Source organism: Pseudomonas sp. KCJK9058 (genome assembly GCF_046230975.1).
Lineage (GTDB): Bacteria > Pseudomonadota > Gammaproteobacteria > Pseudomonadales > Pseudomonadaceae > Aquipseudomonas > Aquipseudomonas alloputida.
Genome location: NZ_JBJJLR010000003.1, coordinates 152,418 through 166,862, shown reverse-complemented (window position 1 = coordinate 166,862; position 14,445 = coordinate 152,418). Strand labels below are relative to the sequence as shown.

The window sequence follows — 14,445 nt, the reverse complement described above, 5'->3', positions numbered from 1 at the left end:
GCTGGCACCGTGCAGGCATAGGCCTTAAGCTGCGCCTGCCGCGCACCACAGCGAAGAGCGCCGCACAGGAGAAACCGATGCGCATTCTTTTGGTTGAAGACAACCGCGATATCCTGGCCAACCTGGCCGATTACCTGGGCATGAAAGGCTACACCGTCGACTGTGCCCAGGATGGCCTGTCCGGGCTGCATTTGGCCGCCACCGAACACTACGACCTGATCGTACTCGACATCATGCTGCCAGGCATCGATGGCTACACCCTGTGCAAGCGCTTGCGCGAAGATGCCCGCCGTGACACGCCGGTGATCATGCTCACTGCCCGTGACCAGCTGGACGACCGCCTGCAGGGCTTCCGCTCTGGGGCTGACGACTACCTGCTCAAGCCATTTGCCCTGTCGGAGCTGGCGGCGCGCATCGAAGCGGTGCTGCGCCGTGCCCAGGGCGGTGGGCGCCGCACCCTGCAGGTGGCTGACCTGAGCTACGACCTCGATACCCTTGAGGTAACCCGCCAGGGGCGCCTGCTGAAGCTTAACCCGGTCGGCCTAAAGCTGCTGGCGGTACTGATGCAGAAAAGCCCGCACGTACTGCGCCGCGAGGTGCTGGAAGAAGCCTTGTGGGGCGATGACTGCCCCGATAGCGACAGCCTGCGCAGCCATGTGCATCAGCTGCGCCAGGTGATCGACAAACCGTTTGAAAAACCGTTGCTGCATACCGTCCATGGCGTCGGCTATCGCCTCGCCGAGGGCCGCGATGGAGTTTAAGCAAAGTCTTGCCCAGCGCATCATCATCGCTTTTGCCCTGATGAGCGCGCTGGTGGCCGGGGCCTTCGCATTCGGTATCGTCGGCACGGTGCACCTGGTCGAAGAGCGACTGATTTCCTCGGTACTGGGCGGTGACCTGCAGCGTCTGTTGCGTATGGACAGCGTCAGTGACTGGAGTCATCGGCCTCGCCCAGACCAGCTGTTCTATTTCAGTGGCGGGCGTGACGACTTCGAGCTGCCCAAGGACCTGCGGCACCTCGACCGCGGTTTCCACGAAGTGTTCCGAGACCAGCTGTCCTACCACGCCATGGTCGAGATTGTTGATGGTCGCCGCTATGTACTGCTGCAGGACCAGAGCGACTTCGAGGAGCGCGAGCGCGTACTGTTTGCCGTGGTTGTGGTGGGCTTTGTGCTCAGCCTGGTGTTGGCGGTCATCCTTGGCTGGCTGGTTGCACGTCGGGTAATGGCACCGGTCATCCGCCTGGCGCGTCAGGTGCGACACCGCGATCAACTACTGGGCCTGGCCCCGCCGCTGGCTCCGGATTATGCGGCAGACGAAGTCGGCCAGCTTGCAGTGGCTTTCGACGACACCCTGGGCCGCCTGCGTGATGCGCTGACCCGCGAGCGGCTGTTCACCAGCGACGTCAGCCACGAGCTGCGCACGCCTTTGATGGTGTTGGCGACCTCGTGTGAGCTTCTGATGGAAAACCCCGGCCTCGATGCCCGTGCGCGTAGCCAGGTGGAGCGCGTGGCGCGGGCCACCGAAGAAATGCGCGAGCTGGTCAAGACCTTCCTCATGTTGGCCCGCGCGCAGCGTGATGAGGGGGCAGTGGCGTCACGGGCGACCCTGCGCGAAGTGGCCGACGAGCTCATCGGGGTGTGGCGCGACACCATCGAACAGAAAGGCCTCACCCTGTATTTCGATGGCCGCGTGAGCGCTAGCCCTGTGCTGTACAACGCCACCTTCCTGCAGTCGGTGATGGGCAACCTGCTGCGCAATGCGGCGCACTACACCGACAGTGGGTATATCCGCCTGAGCCTGGAAGCCAACGGTTTCAGCGTAGAGGACAGCGGCGTGGGTATCCCCGAAGAGCAGCGTGAGGCCATGTTCAGGCCGTTCGTGCGCGGCGATGAACGGCGTGGCGAGGGCCTGGGGCTAGGGCTTTCGCTGGTGCAGCGGATCTGTGACGACCAGGGTTGGCGTGTCACCCTGACATCCACCTTGCCGCATGGCTGCCGCTTCCAGGTGGACCTGAGCAACACCGTGGCCAAAGGCGACCCGGACGCCCTGGCCGAATAATTTCTTGTATCAGGTCAAATGGTGTTCAACGTTTTTTTCACATTGGCATGACCTGATTCCAACGCTTGCATACCTAATGTGGGCGCAATGGAGTCAGGAGATGTCCAATGCGTAGCCCCATCAAGCTTGAATTTTCCGAGAAGTACGACAAAGACCATGCGCGCGAGTACTTTCTCAAGCACCAGGACGGCCTGGCGCGACGCCTTTCCCACAAGCGAGATGAGCAGTTGGCGCGCCGCGCCCTGGCATTGGCGGGCGAGCCTGGTTTGGTACTGGACCTGCCATGCGGAGCGGGCCGTTTCTGGCCGCTGTTGGCGGAAAAGCCCAATCGGGTAATCATCGGTGCCGACAACTCCGAGGCCATGATCGAGACCGCCTGTGCGGCGCAACCGCCAGAAGTGGTGGCACGGGTACGGCCTTTGCAGACTTCGGCATTTGCCATCGACCTGCCAGATAACGCCGTGGACAGCATTTTCTGCATGCGCCTGTTCCATCACATTGGCGAGTCGGCGCACAGAAAGACCATTCTTTCGGAATTTCAACGGGTTAGCCGTGATAGCGTGATCCTGTCACTGTGGGTGGATGGCAACTTCAAGGCCTGGCGCCGGAAAAAGCTGGAGCAGCGCCGTAGCGCCAAGGCCGAACAGGATAATTACCAGAACCGTTTCGTGTTACCTGCCGAAACGGTTGAAGAAGAATTCAGGGCCGCCGGCTTCAGAATCCAGGAACGCCTGGACTTTTTGCCGTTCTATGCCATGTGGCGGGTCTATGTATTGCGTAAGGGGTAGTGTTTGATGGCTGTAGCCCATAAAGGGGAAGCGCAGTTCGATTTTTACTGGCGCCAGCAAGGCGAGTGGGTCGAGGAGCCTAACCAGCGTCGCGGCGGCGAGAGTGGCGTGCAACGCCTTAACGATGCCGATGGCAAGCTGCTGTATGCCAAACGCCAGGTCGGGCATATCTACCGCAGCCTGTTGCACCCTTTTGGTCGGCCGACCGTGTTGCGTGAACTCGATGCGCTGAACAGTTTCGAGCAGTTGGGCGTGCGTGTACCGCGCATCGTCTTCTGTGGCGCACAGCGTGATGCCGAGCACCAGTGGCGCGCGCTGCTGGTCAGCGAAGCGCTGGACGGTTTTGTCGAACTCGACACCTGGCATGCCGAAGGTGCCCGCGAGCGTTACCCGCAGGTGGTGCATGAGCGCATGCTCAAGGACCTGGCGGACAACCTGGCGCGGATGCACCTGGGGCACTGGCAGCACGGCTGCCTGTATGGCAAGCACGTATTTATCAAGGTAATCGGCGAGGGCGAGCAGGCCCGCGTCGAAGTGGCGCTGCTGGACCTGGAAAAGTGCAGGCGGCGTATCAGCTGCCAGCGTGCGGCCGGCAATGACCTGCGTCAGCTACGCCGCCATTCGTCGCTCAATGACGCGGAATGGCAGACACTGCTCTACTTTTACAAGATGGCGTTTGGCAGCGCTGTCAAAGGGTTAGAGTAATGAAACTAGAAATTGCTCGAGCTTTGTTCCTGGTAGCGGGCCTGGCGGTGACCACCGTGGCGGTGGCTGCCTGGGAAGAGCCGAGGCCGACCGTGTTCAGCAAGGCTGAGATGGCAGACCAGTGCGCGTTGCCGCGGGATGCAAAACCGCAGCAGCAGGCCCAGAGCGAGCCGGACCAGGACCTTTTGCTGTTCCTGTTTGGCCTGCGTCAAGGGTTGCGGCCATTTGGATGAACCCTGCGTTAGCTGAAAAAGCCAGAGGCCTCGCGATTGCGGGGCCTTTGGCTTTTTGCGTCTGCGTTGCCGGCCTCTTCGCGGGCAAGCCCGCTCCCACAGGTCGGTTCAAGCGATTGCAGGTGCATTGGCGCTCGCCTTGTGCGCCAGCAGGGTGTAGACGCACGGCAACACAAACAAGGTAAACAGCGTGCCAATCGACATCCCGGTGGCAATCACCATACCGATGTCAAATCGGCTGACCGCTCCCGCCCCGGTTGCCAGAATCAGCGGCACCATGCCGAACACCATAGCCGCAGTGGTCATCAGCACCGGCCGCAGGCGAATGGCCGCTGCTTCCTCGATCGCTTCGCGCACACTCAGGCCACGCTCATCGCGTAGCTGATTGGCGAACTCGACGATCAGGATTCCGTGCTTGCTGATAAGCCCGATCAATGTCACCAGCCCGACCTGGGTGTAGATATTCATGCTCGACACACCCAGGAACAGCGGCAAAAGCGCGCCACAGATCGACAACGGCACGGTCACCAGAATCACCAACGGGTCGCGGAAGCTTTCGAACTGTGCAGCCAGCACGAGGAAAATGATCGCCAGCGCCAGGCCGAAGGTGACCCACAATGCGCTGCCTTCCTGCACATACTGGCGGGCCGCGCCGGCGTAGTCGAAGGCAAAGCCTTCCGGGGCCTCTTCGCGAGCGATGTCCTGCACGGTCTTCAGCGCTTCGCCCAGGCTGACCATGGGCACGCCCTGGATGATCGCAGCGTTCAGTTGCTGAAACTGGTTGAGCTGGCGTGGGCGAGCGCGGTCGGTGAGGGTGATCAGGGTCGACAGCGGCAGCAACTGGCCCTGGTCGTTCTTCACGTAGTAGTTGTTCAGCCAGCCGGGGTTGTCGCGGTAAGGCCGTTCAACCTGGGCGATCACCTTGTAACTGCGGCCTTCAAGGGTGAAACGGTTGATTTCCGCCTCGCCCAGCAGTGTCGCCAGGGTGCCGCCGAGGGTGTCCATCGACACCCCCATCTGCGCCGCCTTTGCCCGGTCGATGTCCACCACCACTTCGGGTTTGTCGAAGGCAAGATCGATATCGAGGAAGGCGAACTTGCCCGATGCCTGAGCGCGCGTCTTGATGCGCTGGGCCACGTCCAGCAGTGCCGGGTAGTCGCCAGCGGTATTGATCACAAACTGGAATGGCAAGCCCTCGCCAGTGCCGGGCAACGACGGCAGGTTGAAGCCGAAGATCTGCAGCCCGCTGATTTCCATGAGTTTGGCCTGCACCAGCGGCAGTAGCTCCATCTGTGTGCGTTCGCGCTCGTTCCAGGGCTTGAGCAAAAAACCACCGATACCAGTCTGCACGCCGTTGAAGCCGTTGATCTGAAACGACGAGTAATACTCGGGGAAGGCCTTGAACAGCGGTGTGAACTGGTCGGTGTAGGCGTTGAGGTAGTCGAGGTTGGCCGGTTGAGGCGAGCTGCTCATCATGAAAATCACCCCCTGGTCCTCGTTGGGCGCCAGTTCGTTCTGGGTGAATTTGAGCAGCACCGGGATCAGGCACAGGATGATCACGGCAAACACCAGCACCACCGGCCGGCTGTCGAGGGTGGCGTGCAGCACGCGCTGGTAGCGCCCTTTCAGGCGTTCGAACAGCTGGTCGAGGCGGTGGGCCAGGCCGCTCGGGTTCTGCTCCCGGCGCAGCAGCAGGGCGCACATCATTGGTGACAGCGTCAGGGCAACGATACCGGAAATGACCACCGCCCCGGCCAGCGTCAGGGCAAACTCCTTGAACAGCGCGCCGGTGAGCCCGGTGAGGAAGCCGATCGGTGCATACACGGCAGCAAGGGTGATGGTCATGGACACCACTGGCATGGCAATTTCGCGCGCGCCTTCCAGGGCTGCGTCGAACGGCGACTTGCCTTCTTCCATGTGCCGGTGAATGTTTTCCACCACCACAATGGCATCGTCCACCACCAGGCCGATGGCCAGCACCATGGCGAGCAGGGTCAGCAGGTTGAGCGAGTAGCCCATCATCTGCATGAAGAACAGTACACCGATCATCGACAGCGGTATGGTCACCACCGGAATCAGTACCGAGCGCAGGGCACCAAGGAACAGGAACACCACGACGATGACGATCAGCACCGCTTCGCCCAAGGTCTTGATCACTTCGTCGATCGAGGCCTGGATGAACCGCGTGGCGTCGTAGGCAATCGACACTTTCAATGCCGAGGGCAGCTGGCTTTCCAGCTCAGGCATGATGCGCCGCACTTCCTTGATGACATCCAGTGGGTTGGCGGCCGGGGTGGCCTTGATGCCGATATAGACCGACGGGGTGCCGTCGAACGAGCTGACCGTGTCGTAGTTTTCTGCGCCCATCTCGACCCGCGCCACATCCCCCAGCAGCACGCGGCTGTCACCGCTGGTCTTGAGCGGCAGGGCGGCGAACGCCTCGGCCGACTTCAGCTCGGTGCTGGCGTTGACGCTGGTGACCACGTATTCGCCCTTCACCTCGCCAGCGGCGGAAAGGAAGTTGTAGCGGCGTACGGCATTGGTCACATCGGTAGCCGAAAGGCCGAAGCCGGCCAGCTTCACCGGGTCCAGCCAAAGGCGCATGGCGAACACCTGGTTGCCGAGGATCTCCGCCTCGGCCATGCCCGGCAAAGTGGCCAGCTTGGGCTGGATAACACGTGACAGGTAGTCGGTGATCTGCGGGTTGCTCATTTCCTTGCTGTAGAAGCTGACGTACATCAGCGCCGAGGCGTCGGCAGCTTCCTTGCTCAGTACCGGGTCTTCTGAGTCCTGGGGAAGCTTGTTACGCACCTCATTGGCCTTGGCCAGCAGTTCGGTGAACAGCCGGTCGCTGTCGGCGCCAACGCGCGCGTAAATGGAAATGATCGAGAAGTTCTGCCGGCTCACCGAGGTCATGTAGTCAATCCCTTCGGCGCTGGCCAGGCTTTGCTGCAATGGCTGGGTGATATAGCCCTGAATGGTTTCGGCGTTGGCCCCGGGGTAGGCGGTGGTGACCGTGATCAGGGCGTTTTCCATTTGCGGGTACTGGCGGATCTGCAGCTTGTTCCAGGCTTGGAAGCCGAGCAGCAGAATCAGCAGGCTGACCACGCTGGCCAGCACCGGGCGGCGGATGAACGGGTCGGTGAACGCCATGCCAGCCTCCTGTCAGTCCTTGGCCGCCGCGCCCGGTTCGGGCTTGAGGGCGTTGTCCTGGCCAATGCGTATCGCGGCACCGGGTGTGAGTTTCAGCTGCCCGGCGGTGACCACCTGTTCCCCGGCCTGCAGGCCTTCGCTGACTACAACCACGCCGTCTCGGCGCTCGCCAGTCTTTACCGTGCGCTGTTCGGCGACCAGCTGGGGTTGGCCCTTGTCGTCGTACTCCGGCTTGCCGTCCTTGTCCTTTTTCGGTGAGGCGATATACACCGAGTTGCCATACAGGGTGTAGGTAATGGCGCTTTCCGGCACCACCACTTGTGGCTGCGGGTTGGGCAGCAGGATCAACAGGCTGGCGAACATGCCTGGCAGCAGTTTGCCGTCGGGGTTGGCCATGGTGGCACGTACCAGCAGGTTGCGCGTGGTTTCCTCGACCTTGGGGTTGATGGCGCTAAGGCTGGCGGGGAAGCGCTGGCCGGGGTAGGCGGCCACTTGCACCAGCACCTGCTGGCCCAGGCTCAGGCGTGGCAGGACCTGTTCCGGCACGTTGAAGTCTACGTACAGGCTGGACGTGTCTTGCAGGGTGGCGATCACAGCCCCGGCGGCCAGGTACTGGCCGATGTCCACCTGGCGGATGCCGATGGTGCCGCTGAAAGGCGCATTGATGCGTTTCTTGATCTTCTGCGCCTTAAGCTGCTCGACCACTGCCTGGTTGCGCCGGTACTGGGAGGAAAGGCGGTCGAACTCGCCGCGGGAGATGGCCGAATCGCCCACCAGCTGGCTGCCACGGCCGAAGTCGACCTTGGCCAGGCCCAGGTCGGCCAGGGCGGTACCGAGCAGGGCTGTTTCCTGATCGTCGTTGAGCTGCAAGAGCAGTTGCCCGGCCTTGACCTGCTGGCCTGAGTCGAAGTGCAGGGATTTGACGATGCCTTCCACCTCCAGGCTCAGATCCACACCCTGCAGCGCCTTGAGGCTGCCGACAGCGGGCAGGCGCTCTTGCCACGGGCGCTGTTCAGCCATGGCAGCCGCCACGGTGATAGGGGGCTTGGGGGCAGTGAACATCTGGATCTGCTGGTAGATCGAGAAGGCTTTGTAACCCCCCAGGGCCAGCACGATCAGCAGAACCACGGCCAACATGATGAGCATGCGGCGGCGCAGCATAGGTCCGGTTCCTTGGATGCAGTTGTTATTCGCTTCTACACGACAACGGGCGATCCTGCCCACGTGTGGATGGAGGAAGTATTGACTGTTTTTCCGGAGATGGGGGGGTGAAATGCCTGTGCCGGCCTCTTCGCGGCTAAAGCCGCTCCTACAGGGACTGTGTAGAACCCTGTGGGATCGGCTTTAGCTGCGTGAAGGCCAGTGAGTGCAACAGAACAATCAGACGAGATGCAGGTGGTTGTCCCAGAAGCCGGACGGCAGGTTCATCGGTTGCCCGACCAGTTCGGCCTTGCGGCAATCGTAGAACCGGCAGCGGCCCTGCCCGGAGGTGACGACAAAGCCGTCCTTCACCGCGCCAACGCCTGCGCAGTCGGGCATCGGGGCATCCAGCCGCACCGCGCCGCTGTCCAGGTCCCAGACGAACAGGCGGTTGGCCCGCGGTGCCGTCAGCGCCACCAGCCGCAGCTCGCTGTGGATGGCAACGCTTGCGGTGTATTGGGCCATGGCTTGCAGTTGCCGCTCTGGCACCGGGAAGGCCTTGAATGGCTCGCCCGGGCGCTTGATCGCCAGCAGCTCGGCAGTTTCATCGGCATCGCCCATGAACTGCTGGCAGGCGGCGATGGTGCCATCGCTGGCCACTGCCAGGTGTCGCACGCTGTTCATCTGCTGGGTCAGGGTTTCCTTGCTCAGCAGGGTGCCGTCGCGCTGCATCAGCACCAGGCTCGGTTGCATGGCGTCGAGGTTCATCTCGACACGGCTTTCGGCTTCGGTACGGATACCGCCGTTGGCCACGACCAGCGTTTCACCGTCAGGCAGCCAGGCAACCTCGTGCGGGCCGATACCGTGGGTCGGGATCTCACCGGTGTGCACCAGGCGTTCGCCTTCGAAACGGTACACGCCAAGCACACCGCGCCCGGGGTCGGTGGTGTCGTTCTCGGTGGCATACAGCCATTCGCCGCCTTTGTGCACGACGGCGTGGCCATAGAAGTGCCGGTTCGGCTGCGAGGTTACTGTTTGCAGCAGGCGCCCGTCACGCAGGTCGATCAGGTAGCTTTCGGTGCCTGGGCGGCGGGCGACGAACAGGGCGATGGGCAGCTCGGGGTGGTGGATGATGGCATGGCAACGCTGAGCGACCTGGGTGCTGAACACCTGTGTGCCGTCCAGGCGAAAACCTACGGCAAAGTGCTGGCCGTTGCCGTTGTCACGCGCCGAGAGCAGCAAGGGTTCGCTGCCTTTGTTGCGGAACAGGCTCCAGCCGCCCAAGGTGAGGGCACTGAGCAATACGCTACCGAGTTTGAGTGCCTGGCGTCGCAGCATGATCAGTCACCGTCGTTGGCATTGAAGCCCAGCTGGATGTTCAGCGCCTTGGCCAGATCGCCTTCGTGCAGGCGGTGGACGACGTTCAAGCTGTCGTAGATCTGGTTGAGGGTTTGCTGACCGGCGTCGTCGGCCAGCAGCTCACCGAGCGTTTTCTGGTTGTCGGCAAGCAACTTGAGCGAATTAGCGTAGGCGGCGTCGATCTTGTCCACCAGCGCTTTCTGATCGCTGGGCAACAGGCCGCGCAGGCCCTTGTTGTCTACCCCGACCCAGACAGCTTCGGCGGCCTTGAGGCTGGCCTGCAGGCTGTTCATCGAGTTGTGGCTGCGCCAGGCCTCGGCCTGCAGCGGCTGCGGGATGCCCTTGCTCTGACGGCCCATCGGTGCGCCGAGCTTTTTCTTCAGGGTGTCCAGGGCGGTCACCTGGGCGCGCAGCAGATCGGCGATAGCCTCGTGGGAGTCGGCGTAGCGCTGGTTGGGGAACTTGGTCAACTGCGAGAGCATGCCGTCGGTGCTGTTCCAACCTTTGAGAATCTCCTCTGCCAGGGCTTTCTGGTGTGCGCCGATGGCCACCAGCAGCGGGCAGTAGCGGGCTTTCTGTTCGGCAGTGGCGATGTCCGGCTTGCTGTCGAACAGGATGTACTCATAGGCCGACAAGCCACGTACCACTACGCTGGACTTGCCCAAAGCCTCAGCATCAACCGGCTTGTCGCCGTTGACCAGCTGCTCGACCTGACGGCCGACCAGGTTTTTCTTGTCAGGCCAGAATTGGACCTGCCAGGCGCGGTTGCCTTCAGCCAGCGGGCCGACCAGTAGCGGTTGCAGCTCGGCCCAGGCTTTTTGTGCATTGAGGAAGTCGGCGCGGGCTTTGTCCAGGCTTTCCTTGCCTTCGCAATACGCCAGGGCACTGGCAGCCAGCGTACGATCGGCCTCGACCCAGCGGCTGTAGGTAGGCAGGATCACCTGGTTGGCGATGGCGGCGGAGGTCACTGCTTGCGGGTCTTGTGGCGAGCAGGCACCGAGGGCGAGTGCGGCGAGGCTGGTGAACAACAGTTTGGGTCGGAACATGCCCGGCTCCTTTGCGCGTTTAAAGTGAGTTCAGGAACGCCAGCAACGCGGCGCGCTGCTCGGCATCGAAAGTGAGTACGAAATTGCGTGCCGCCTCGGCTTCGCCACCGTGCCACAGCACGGCTTCAAGCAGGTTGCGGGCGCGGCCGTCATGCAGGAACTGGCTATGGCCACTGACCGTTTCGCTCAGGCCGATGCCCCACAGTGGCGGCGTACGCCAGTCCTGGCCGTTGGCGGCGAATTCGGTGCGCTCGTCGGCCAGCCCCGGGCCCATGTCATGCAGCAGCAAGTCGCTATAGGGGCGGATGACCTGGTTGGCCAACGCGGGTTCGGTGGCGTCCGCGGCGGTGGTGAACTGCGGTGTGTGGCAACCTTGGCAACCCGCCTGGTAGAACAGGTTCTTGCCCGCCAGTACCTGTGGCGAGCCGACGTCGCGGCGGGCCGGCACCGCCAGGTTGCGGGTGTAGAACGTGACCAGGCGCAGGATGTTGTCGCTGACTTCTTTCTCGCCATCGGCACCGTCGCCGTTGGGCGCAGCCAGGCAGCCGGTTTGTGCCGGAGTGCAATCGTCGTTGGGCAGCAGGGTGCTGGTCAGGCCCATATCGCCGGCAAAGGCGTGCACGTTCTGCTGGTTGACGTTGGGCTGCCCGGCTTTCCAGCCGAAGCGGCCGATCACTGTTTTGCCCTGGGCGTCGTCCCATACACGGTTGGCCCGCCCGCGGATGCCATCGCGGTTACGGTCGTCCGGGTCTTCGTTGGCCAGCAGGTCGGCTTCGGGGATCGCTTCAAGCAGGCCCAGGCCGATCATCGGTGGTGCCACCCGCGCAGAAAAGCGCGTGTCGGGGTGCATCACTCCATAGCCGAGCTGGGTGATTTGCAGGGCTGGCTTGCGCAGCTCGACCTGATGGCCGTCCTTGAATGACACGGTTTCGCGGGTGTAGCTCACCCGCACCTTGCCTTCGGGCGCCACGCCGGGAATGGCCATGTCCTGCAACTGGGTACCGTAGACAGGTTCTGGCACCACGCCGAGGCGCTCGATCACTTTGGCCAGGTAGGGTTGGTCGGGGATCGACAGGCGTACCAGCATACCCACCGCGTTGCTGTCGCCCGGCTCTGGCGGGTGGCCACGGCCATCGCGCACGTGGCAGTTCTGACAGGCGTTGGTATTGAACAGCGGGCCCAGACCATCACGCGCGGTGGTGGTTGACGGCGCGATCACCCAGGGGTTGCGAAAGAAGCTGTTGCCAACGGCGAAGTCCAGGCGCAGCGCTGGCGAGAGGTTGGCCGAGGGCAGGGAATAGGCATTGCGGTCGCTGCGCTGCACGGTCGCCTGGCCACCCGACAACGTTTCGCCGGGCTCGGCGTGAGTGAAACGCGGGGCGTCGTCACAGGCGGCCAAGGCCAAGGCCAGCAGCAAGGGAAGGAGTCGGGACAGCGACAAGGACATCGAGAATCCTGGGCGTGAGCGAAAAACCGGCGTGCAGCTTAGCAGGCCCAGGATCATTGAATAAGAGCAATTTGCGTTTGCTTGATGAAATCGCTGCCAGCGCGGTTGCTCAGGCCATATAGAGCATGAAGTGTCGGTTGACCAGGTTGACGATCAGGTTCTTGTTGCCGCCACCGCGATTATCGCCGATGACTTCGATGACGTCTTCGCTGGTGTACTCCATGGAGGAGGCGGTAATGCACTTGACCGCGTCCATGTGTGCAGGTTGCCAGTAATCCTGGAATAACCAGATGTTGGTGTCGGCAGACGGGCCGAGGATCAGGCGCAAGGCCTTGTGGTTCTCAGTCGATCTGCCGATCCACGGGATGGCCAGCGAGCCATTCCAGACGTGCTGGGCGCCGACTGCCAGGCTGTTGCTGCGGTTTTCACCGTCGATCAGGGTCAGGGTATAAGGCGTGTTATTGGCGATGGAGCGCAAGTAGGTGACGTTGGCCATGTAGTGTTTCCTTTCAATGTTCAGTTTTCGGGCGTGGCAACGGGCTGGTCGGGGCGCGATAGACATAGGCCGCGAGCAAGGTGATTTCGTTGAACGGAGGGTCGAGCTCGGCGGGATGAAAGCGTCCGAGCAGCTGCATCCCTTGGTCAATGGCGACTGCCTCGAACATACGGCGGTCGGTTTCGTTGGGGTCGTACAGGTAGATCTTGCCGGGGCGGGCAACTACCCGGCACATTTCCTCGGCCACATGCCGGGTGATCGGAGCGCCCATCAGCGTCACGTGAGGGACTGCATGGTCGTCGAGGGGAAAGTCCGGAGCATCGTATTCGTATACGACAATGAGGTTGGGAATGTGCCCGCCAGCGAACGGCCCGTTGGAGATGAGCTGGCCAGCCTTGTTCAGGTTGTACGCATCGTTGAATCCGGTGATGAGGTCTTCCCCATTCATGCGCTGGACGATTCGGCCTTCGCCCCAGACATCAAGAATCTGCAGCACTGTGCCTCCTGTTAGCTTTGATCGAAGGCCTACAGGATGAGCATCTGCATGCACGCCAGGCAGCGGGAAGCGTTTTACCCGGCAGCAAACGAAAACGCCCGGCACAAGGCCGGGCGTTTTCGATGAAGCGCTACAGCAGGATCAGAACTCGTGATCCGCAGTGTCCGGGTTCAGGTTGGCAATGCCCAGCTTGCCCGCGGCCTGCTCGATCGAGCCGGTCTGCTTGACCAGGGCGGCGATGGCGTCACGCACGATCTGGTTGCCGGCAGCGTTGTCGGCGGCGATCAGCTGGTCGTAGTGCTCGCCTTTGAGGGCGTGGTCGACGATCACCTGAAGCTTGGCCTCAGTGGTTTCCAGATCGGCCTTGAGGGCTGCATCGGCGGCCGGGTCAACCTTGGCGACCAGCGACGACAGGCTAGGGCCGGTCAGCTTGGTGCCGTCCGGGCGGGTGTACTCGCCCAGGTAGACGTTGCGGATGCCCTTGGCGTCGTAGAAGTGCGAATAGTGAGTATTGTCGCTGAAGCAGTCTTGCTCGTCTTCTGGCGAGTTGGCTTCCAGCGAAACTTTCATGCGCTCGCCAGCCAGTTCGCCCAGCGACAGGCTGCCCATGCCGAACAGCATCTTGCGCAGGCCGTCGTTGACAGGCTCGGCTTCCAGCTTGGCGCGGTAGTTGTCGGCGACGTTCGGTGCCCAGTTGCCGACCATCTCTTCGAGGTCGGTGACCAGCAGGTCGGTAACCGCTTTGAGGTAGGCGCGGCGGCGGTCGTTGTGGCCGCCGGTAGCGCCCTGGCCTTCCAGGTAGTCGGATGCCGGGCGGTTGCCAGCGCCAGGGCCGGTGCCGTTCAGGTCCTGGCCCCAGAGCAGGAATTCGATGGCGTGATAGCCCGTGGCAACGTTGGCCTCGGAGCCAGCCAGCTCGTTCAGGCTAGCCAGTTTTTCGGGGGTAATGTCCTTGACGTCGACCTTCTCTTCGCCCACCTGGATCTCGGTGTTGGCGATGATGTTGGCGCTGGCCCCCGGGTTGCCCAAGGCGTGCTCGTAGCTCTTGTCGACGTAGTCGATCAGGCCTTCGTCCAGGGGCCAGGCGTTCACCTGACCTTCCCAGTCGTCGATGATGGTGTTGCCAAAGCGGAAGGTTTCGCTCTGCAGGTACGGTACGCGCGCGGCGAACCAGGCTTCCTTGGCGGCTTTCAGGGTTTCGTCGTTGGGCTTGGCCAGGAACGCGTCGACTGCGCTCTGCAGCGTCTTGGCAGTGCTCAGCGAGTCGCTGTACACGGCGTAGACCATGTCGGTGTAATGCTTGACCACGGCTTTGCCGGCGGCTTCGTCGACAGCCCCTGGCGCAACAGCGGTGGTGGCGGCAGCAGGTGCCTGGGCTTGCGGCGCGGCGGCTTTTTCGTCCTTGCCTTCACCGCAACCGGCGAGGGCGATGGCAATGGCCAGCAGACTGGCGGAGGCCAGAGGCATTCGAATCATTATTGGTTTTCCTGCATCGTGTGGTTGGACCAAAGGGGTGGACCG

The 14,445-nt window shown here is 62.4% G+C and carries 13 protein-coding genes; 5 read left to right on the top strand and 8 right to left on the bottom strand.

Annotated elements, in window-relative coordinates:
• Positions 1–77: 77 nt before the first annotated feature.
• From colR to ACK59Z_RS03805, 5 genes are all read left to right on the top strand, one after another.
• Positions 78–761, top strand: coding sequence for a two-component system response regulator ColR (colR, locus tag ACK59Z_RS03825; protein ID WP_003255215.1), 684 nt, complete (start codon positions 78–80; stop codon positions 759–761).
• Positions 751–2,061: a HAMP domain-containing sensor histidine kinase gene (locus ACK59Z_RS03820; protein WP_003255212.1), complete on the top strand. Its 1,311-nt coding sequence runs from the start codon at positions 751–753 to the stop codon at positions 2,059–2,061. The genes colR and ACK59Z_RS03820 overlap by 11 nt, the downstream gene beginning before the upstream one ends.
• A 107-nt stretch (positions 2,062–2,168) precedes the next feature.
• Positions 2,169–2,849, top strand: a complete 681-nt coding sequence (locus ACK59Z_RS03815) for a class I SAM-dependent methyltransferase (RefSeq protein ID WP_010952107.1) — start codon at positions 2,169–2,171, stop codon at positions 2,847–2,849.
• A 6-nt stretch (positions 2,850–2,855) separates the two neighbouring features.
• Positions 2,856–3,554, top strand: coding sequence for a lipopolysaccharide kinase InaA family protein (locus ACK59Z_RS03810; protein ID WP_004574440.1), 699 nt, complete (start codon positions 2,856–2,858; stop codon positions 3,552–3,554).
• A complete protein-coding gene (locus tag ACK59Z_RS03805; RefSeq protein ID WP_003255207.1) occupies positions 3,554–3,787 on the top strand; it encodes a hypothetical protein in 234 nt (77 codons plus the stop codon). Before ACK59Z_RS03810 ends, ACK59Z_RS03805 begins: the two co-directional genes overlap by 1 nt.
• A 108-nt stretch (positions 3,788–3,895) precedes the next feature.
• Here ACK59Z_RS03805 and ACK59Z_RS03800 read toward each other — a convergent pair whose 3' ends face one another.
• The 8 genes from ACK59Z_RS03800 to ACK59Z_RS03765 all read right to left on the bottom strand — a co-directional run bounded on the left by ACK59Z_RS03800 (position 3,896) and on the right by ACK59Z_RS03765 (position 14,400).
• Positions 3,896–6,940 carry a multidrug efflux RND transporter permease subunit gene (locus ACK59Z_RS03800; RefSeq protein ID WP_108192173.1) on the bottom strand — a complete coding sequence of 1,015 codons (3,045 nt, stop codon included), beginning with the start codon at positions 6,938–6,940 and terminating at the stop codon, positions 3,896–3,898.
• A gap of 12 nt (positions 6,941–6,952) precedes the next feature.
• A complete protein-coding gene (locus ACK59Z_RS03795; RefSeq protein WP_108192172.1) occupies positions 6,953–8,101 on the bottom strand; it encodes an efflux RND transporter periplasmic adaptor subunit in 1,149 nt (382 codons plus the stop codon).
• A gap of 219 nt (positions 8,102–8,320) precedes the next feature.
• Entirely contained in the window at positions 8,321–9,418 is a 1,098-nt protein-coding gene (locus ACK59Z_RS03790; RefSeq protein WP_004574444.1) for a DUF1513 domain-containing protein, read from the bottom strand.
• 2 nt (positions 9,419–9,420) lie between these two features.
• Entirely contained in the window at positions 9,421–10,485 is a 1,065-nt protein-coding gene (locus ACK59Z_RS03785; protein WP_108192171.1) for an imelysin family protein, read from the bottom strand.
• A 19-nt stretch (positions 10,486–10,504) separates the two neighbouring features.
• Complete coding sequence (locus ACK59Z_RS03780) at positions 10,505–11,932, bottom strand: di-heme oxidoredictase family protein (RefSeq protein ID WP_108192170.1); 1,428 nt, start codon at positions 11,930–11,932, stop codon at positions 10,505–10,507.
• Between the two features lie 109 nt (positions 11,933–12,041).
• Positions 12,042–12,428 carry a hypothetical protein gene (locus ACK59Z_RS03775; RefSeq protein WP_019750542.1) on the bottom strand — a complete coding sequence of 129 codons (387 nt, stop codon included), beginning with the start codon at positions 12,426–12,428 and terminating at the stop codon, positions 12,042–12,044.
• Between the two features lie 13 nt (positions 12,429–12,441).
• Positions 12,442–12,924 carry a hypothetical protein gene (locus tag ACK59Z_RS03770; RefSeq protein WP_003255196.1) on the bottom strand — a complete coding sequence of 161 codons (483 nt, stop codon included), beginning with the start codon at positions 12,922–12,924 and terminating at the stop codon, positions 12,442–12,444.
• A 141-nt stretch (positions 12,925–13,065) separates the two neighbouring features.
• Positions 13,066–14,400: an imelysin family protein gene (locus ACK59Z_RS03765; RefSeq protein ID WP_108192169.1), complete on the bottom strand. Its 1,335-nt coding sequence runs from the start codon at positions 14,398–14,400 to the stop codon at positions 13,066–13,068.
• Positions 14,401–14,445: the final 45 nt, after the last annotated feature.

Bases quoted from the DNA above. Each gene is read 5' to 3' on its own strand.
- colR (WP_003255215.1), top strand. From the start codon at position 78: ATGCGCATTCTTTTGGTTGAAGACAACCGCGATATCCTGGCCAACCTG.
- ACK59Z_RS03820 (WP_003255212.1), top strand. From the start codon at position 751: ATGGAGTTTAAGCAAAGTCTTGCCCAGCGCATCATCATCGCTTTTGCC.
- ACK59Z_RS03815 (WP_010952107.1), top strand. From the start codon at position 2,169: ATGCGTAGCCCCATCAAGCTTGAATTTTCCGAGAAGTACGACAAAGAC.
- ACK59Z_RS03810 (WP_004574440.1), top strand. From the start codon at position 2,856: ATGGCTGTAGCCCATAAAGGGGAAGCGCAGTTCGATTTTTACTGGCGC.
- ACK59Z_RS03805 (WP_003255207.1), top strand. From the start codon at position 3,554: ATGAAACTAGAAATTGCTCGAGCTTTGTTCCTGGTAGCGGGCCTGGCG.
- ACK59Z_RS03800 (WP_108192173.1), bottom strand. From the start codon at position 6,940: ATGGCGTTCACCGACCCGTTCATCCGCCGCCCGGTGCTGGCCAGCGTG.
- ACK59Z_RS03795 (WP_108192172.1), bottom strand. From the start codon at position 8,101: ATGCTGCGCCGCCGCATGCTCATCATGTTGGCCGTGGTTCTGCTGATC.
- ACK59Z_RS03790 (WP_004574444.1), bottom strand. From the start codon at position 9,418: ATGCTGCGACGCCAGGCACTCAAACTCGGTAGCGTATTGCTCAGTGCC.
- ACK59Z_RS03785 (WP_108192171.1), bottom strand. From the start codon at position 10,485: ATGTTCCGACCCAAACTGTTGTTCACCAGCCTCGCCGCACTCGCCCTC.
- ACK59Z_RS03780 (WP_108192170.1), bottom strand. From the start codon at position 11,932: ATGTCCTTGTCGCTGTCCCGACTCCTTCCCTTGCTGCTGGCCTTGGCC.
- ACK59Z_RS03775 (WP_019750542.1), bottom strand. From the start codon at position 12,428: ATGGCCAACGTCACCTACTTGCGCTCCATCGCCAATAACACGCCTTAT.
- ACK59Z_RS03765 (WP_108192169.1), bottom strand. From the start codon at position 14,400: ATGATTCGAATGCCTCTGGCCTCCGCCAGTCTGCTGGCCATTGCCATC.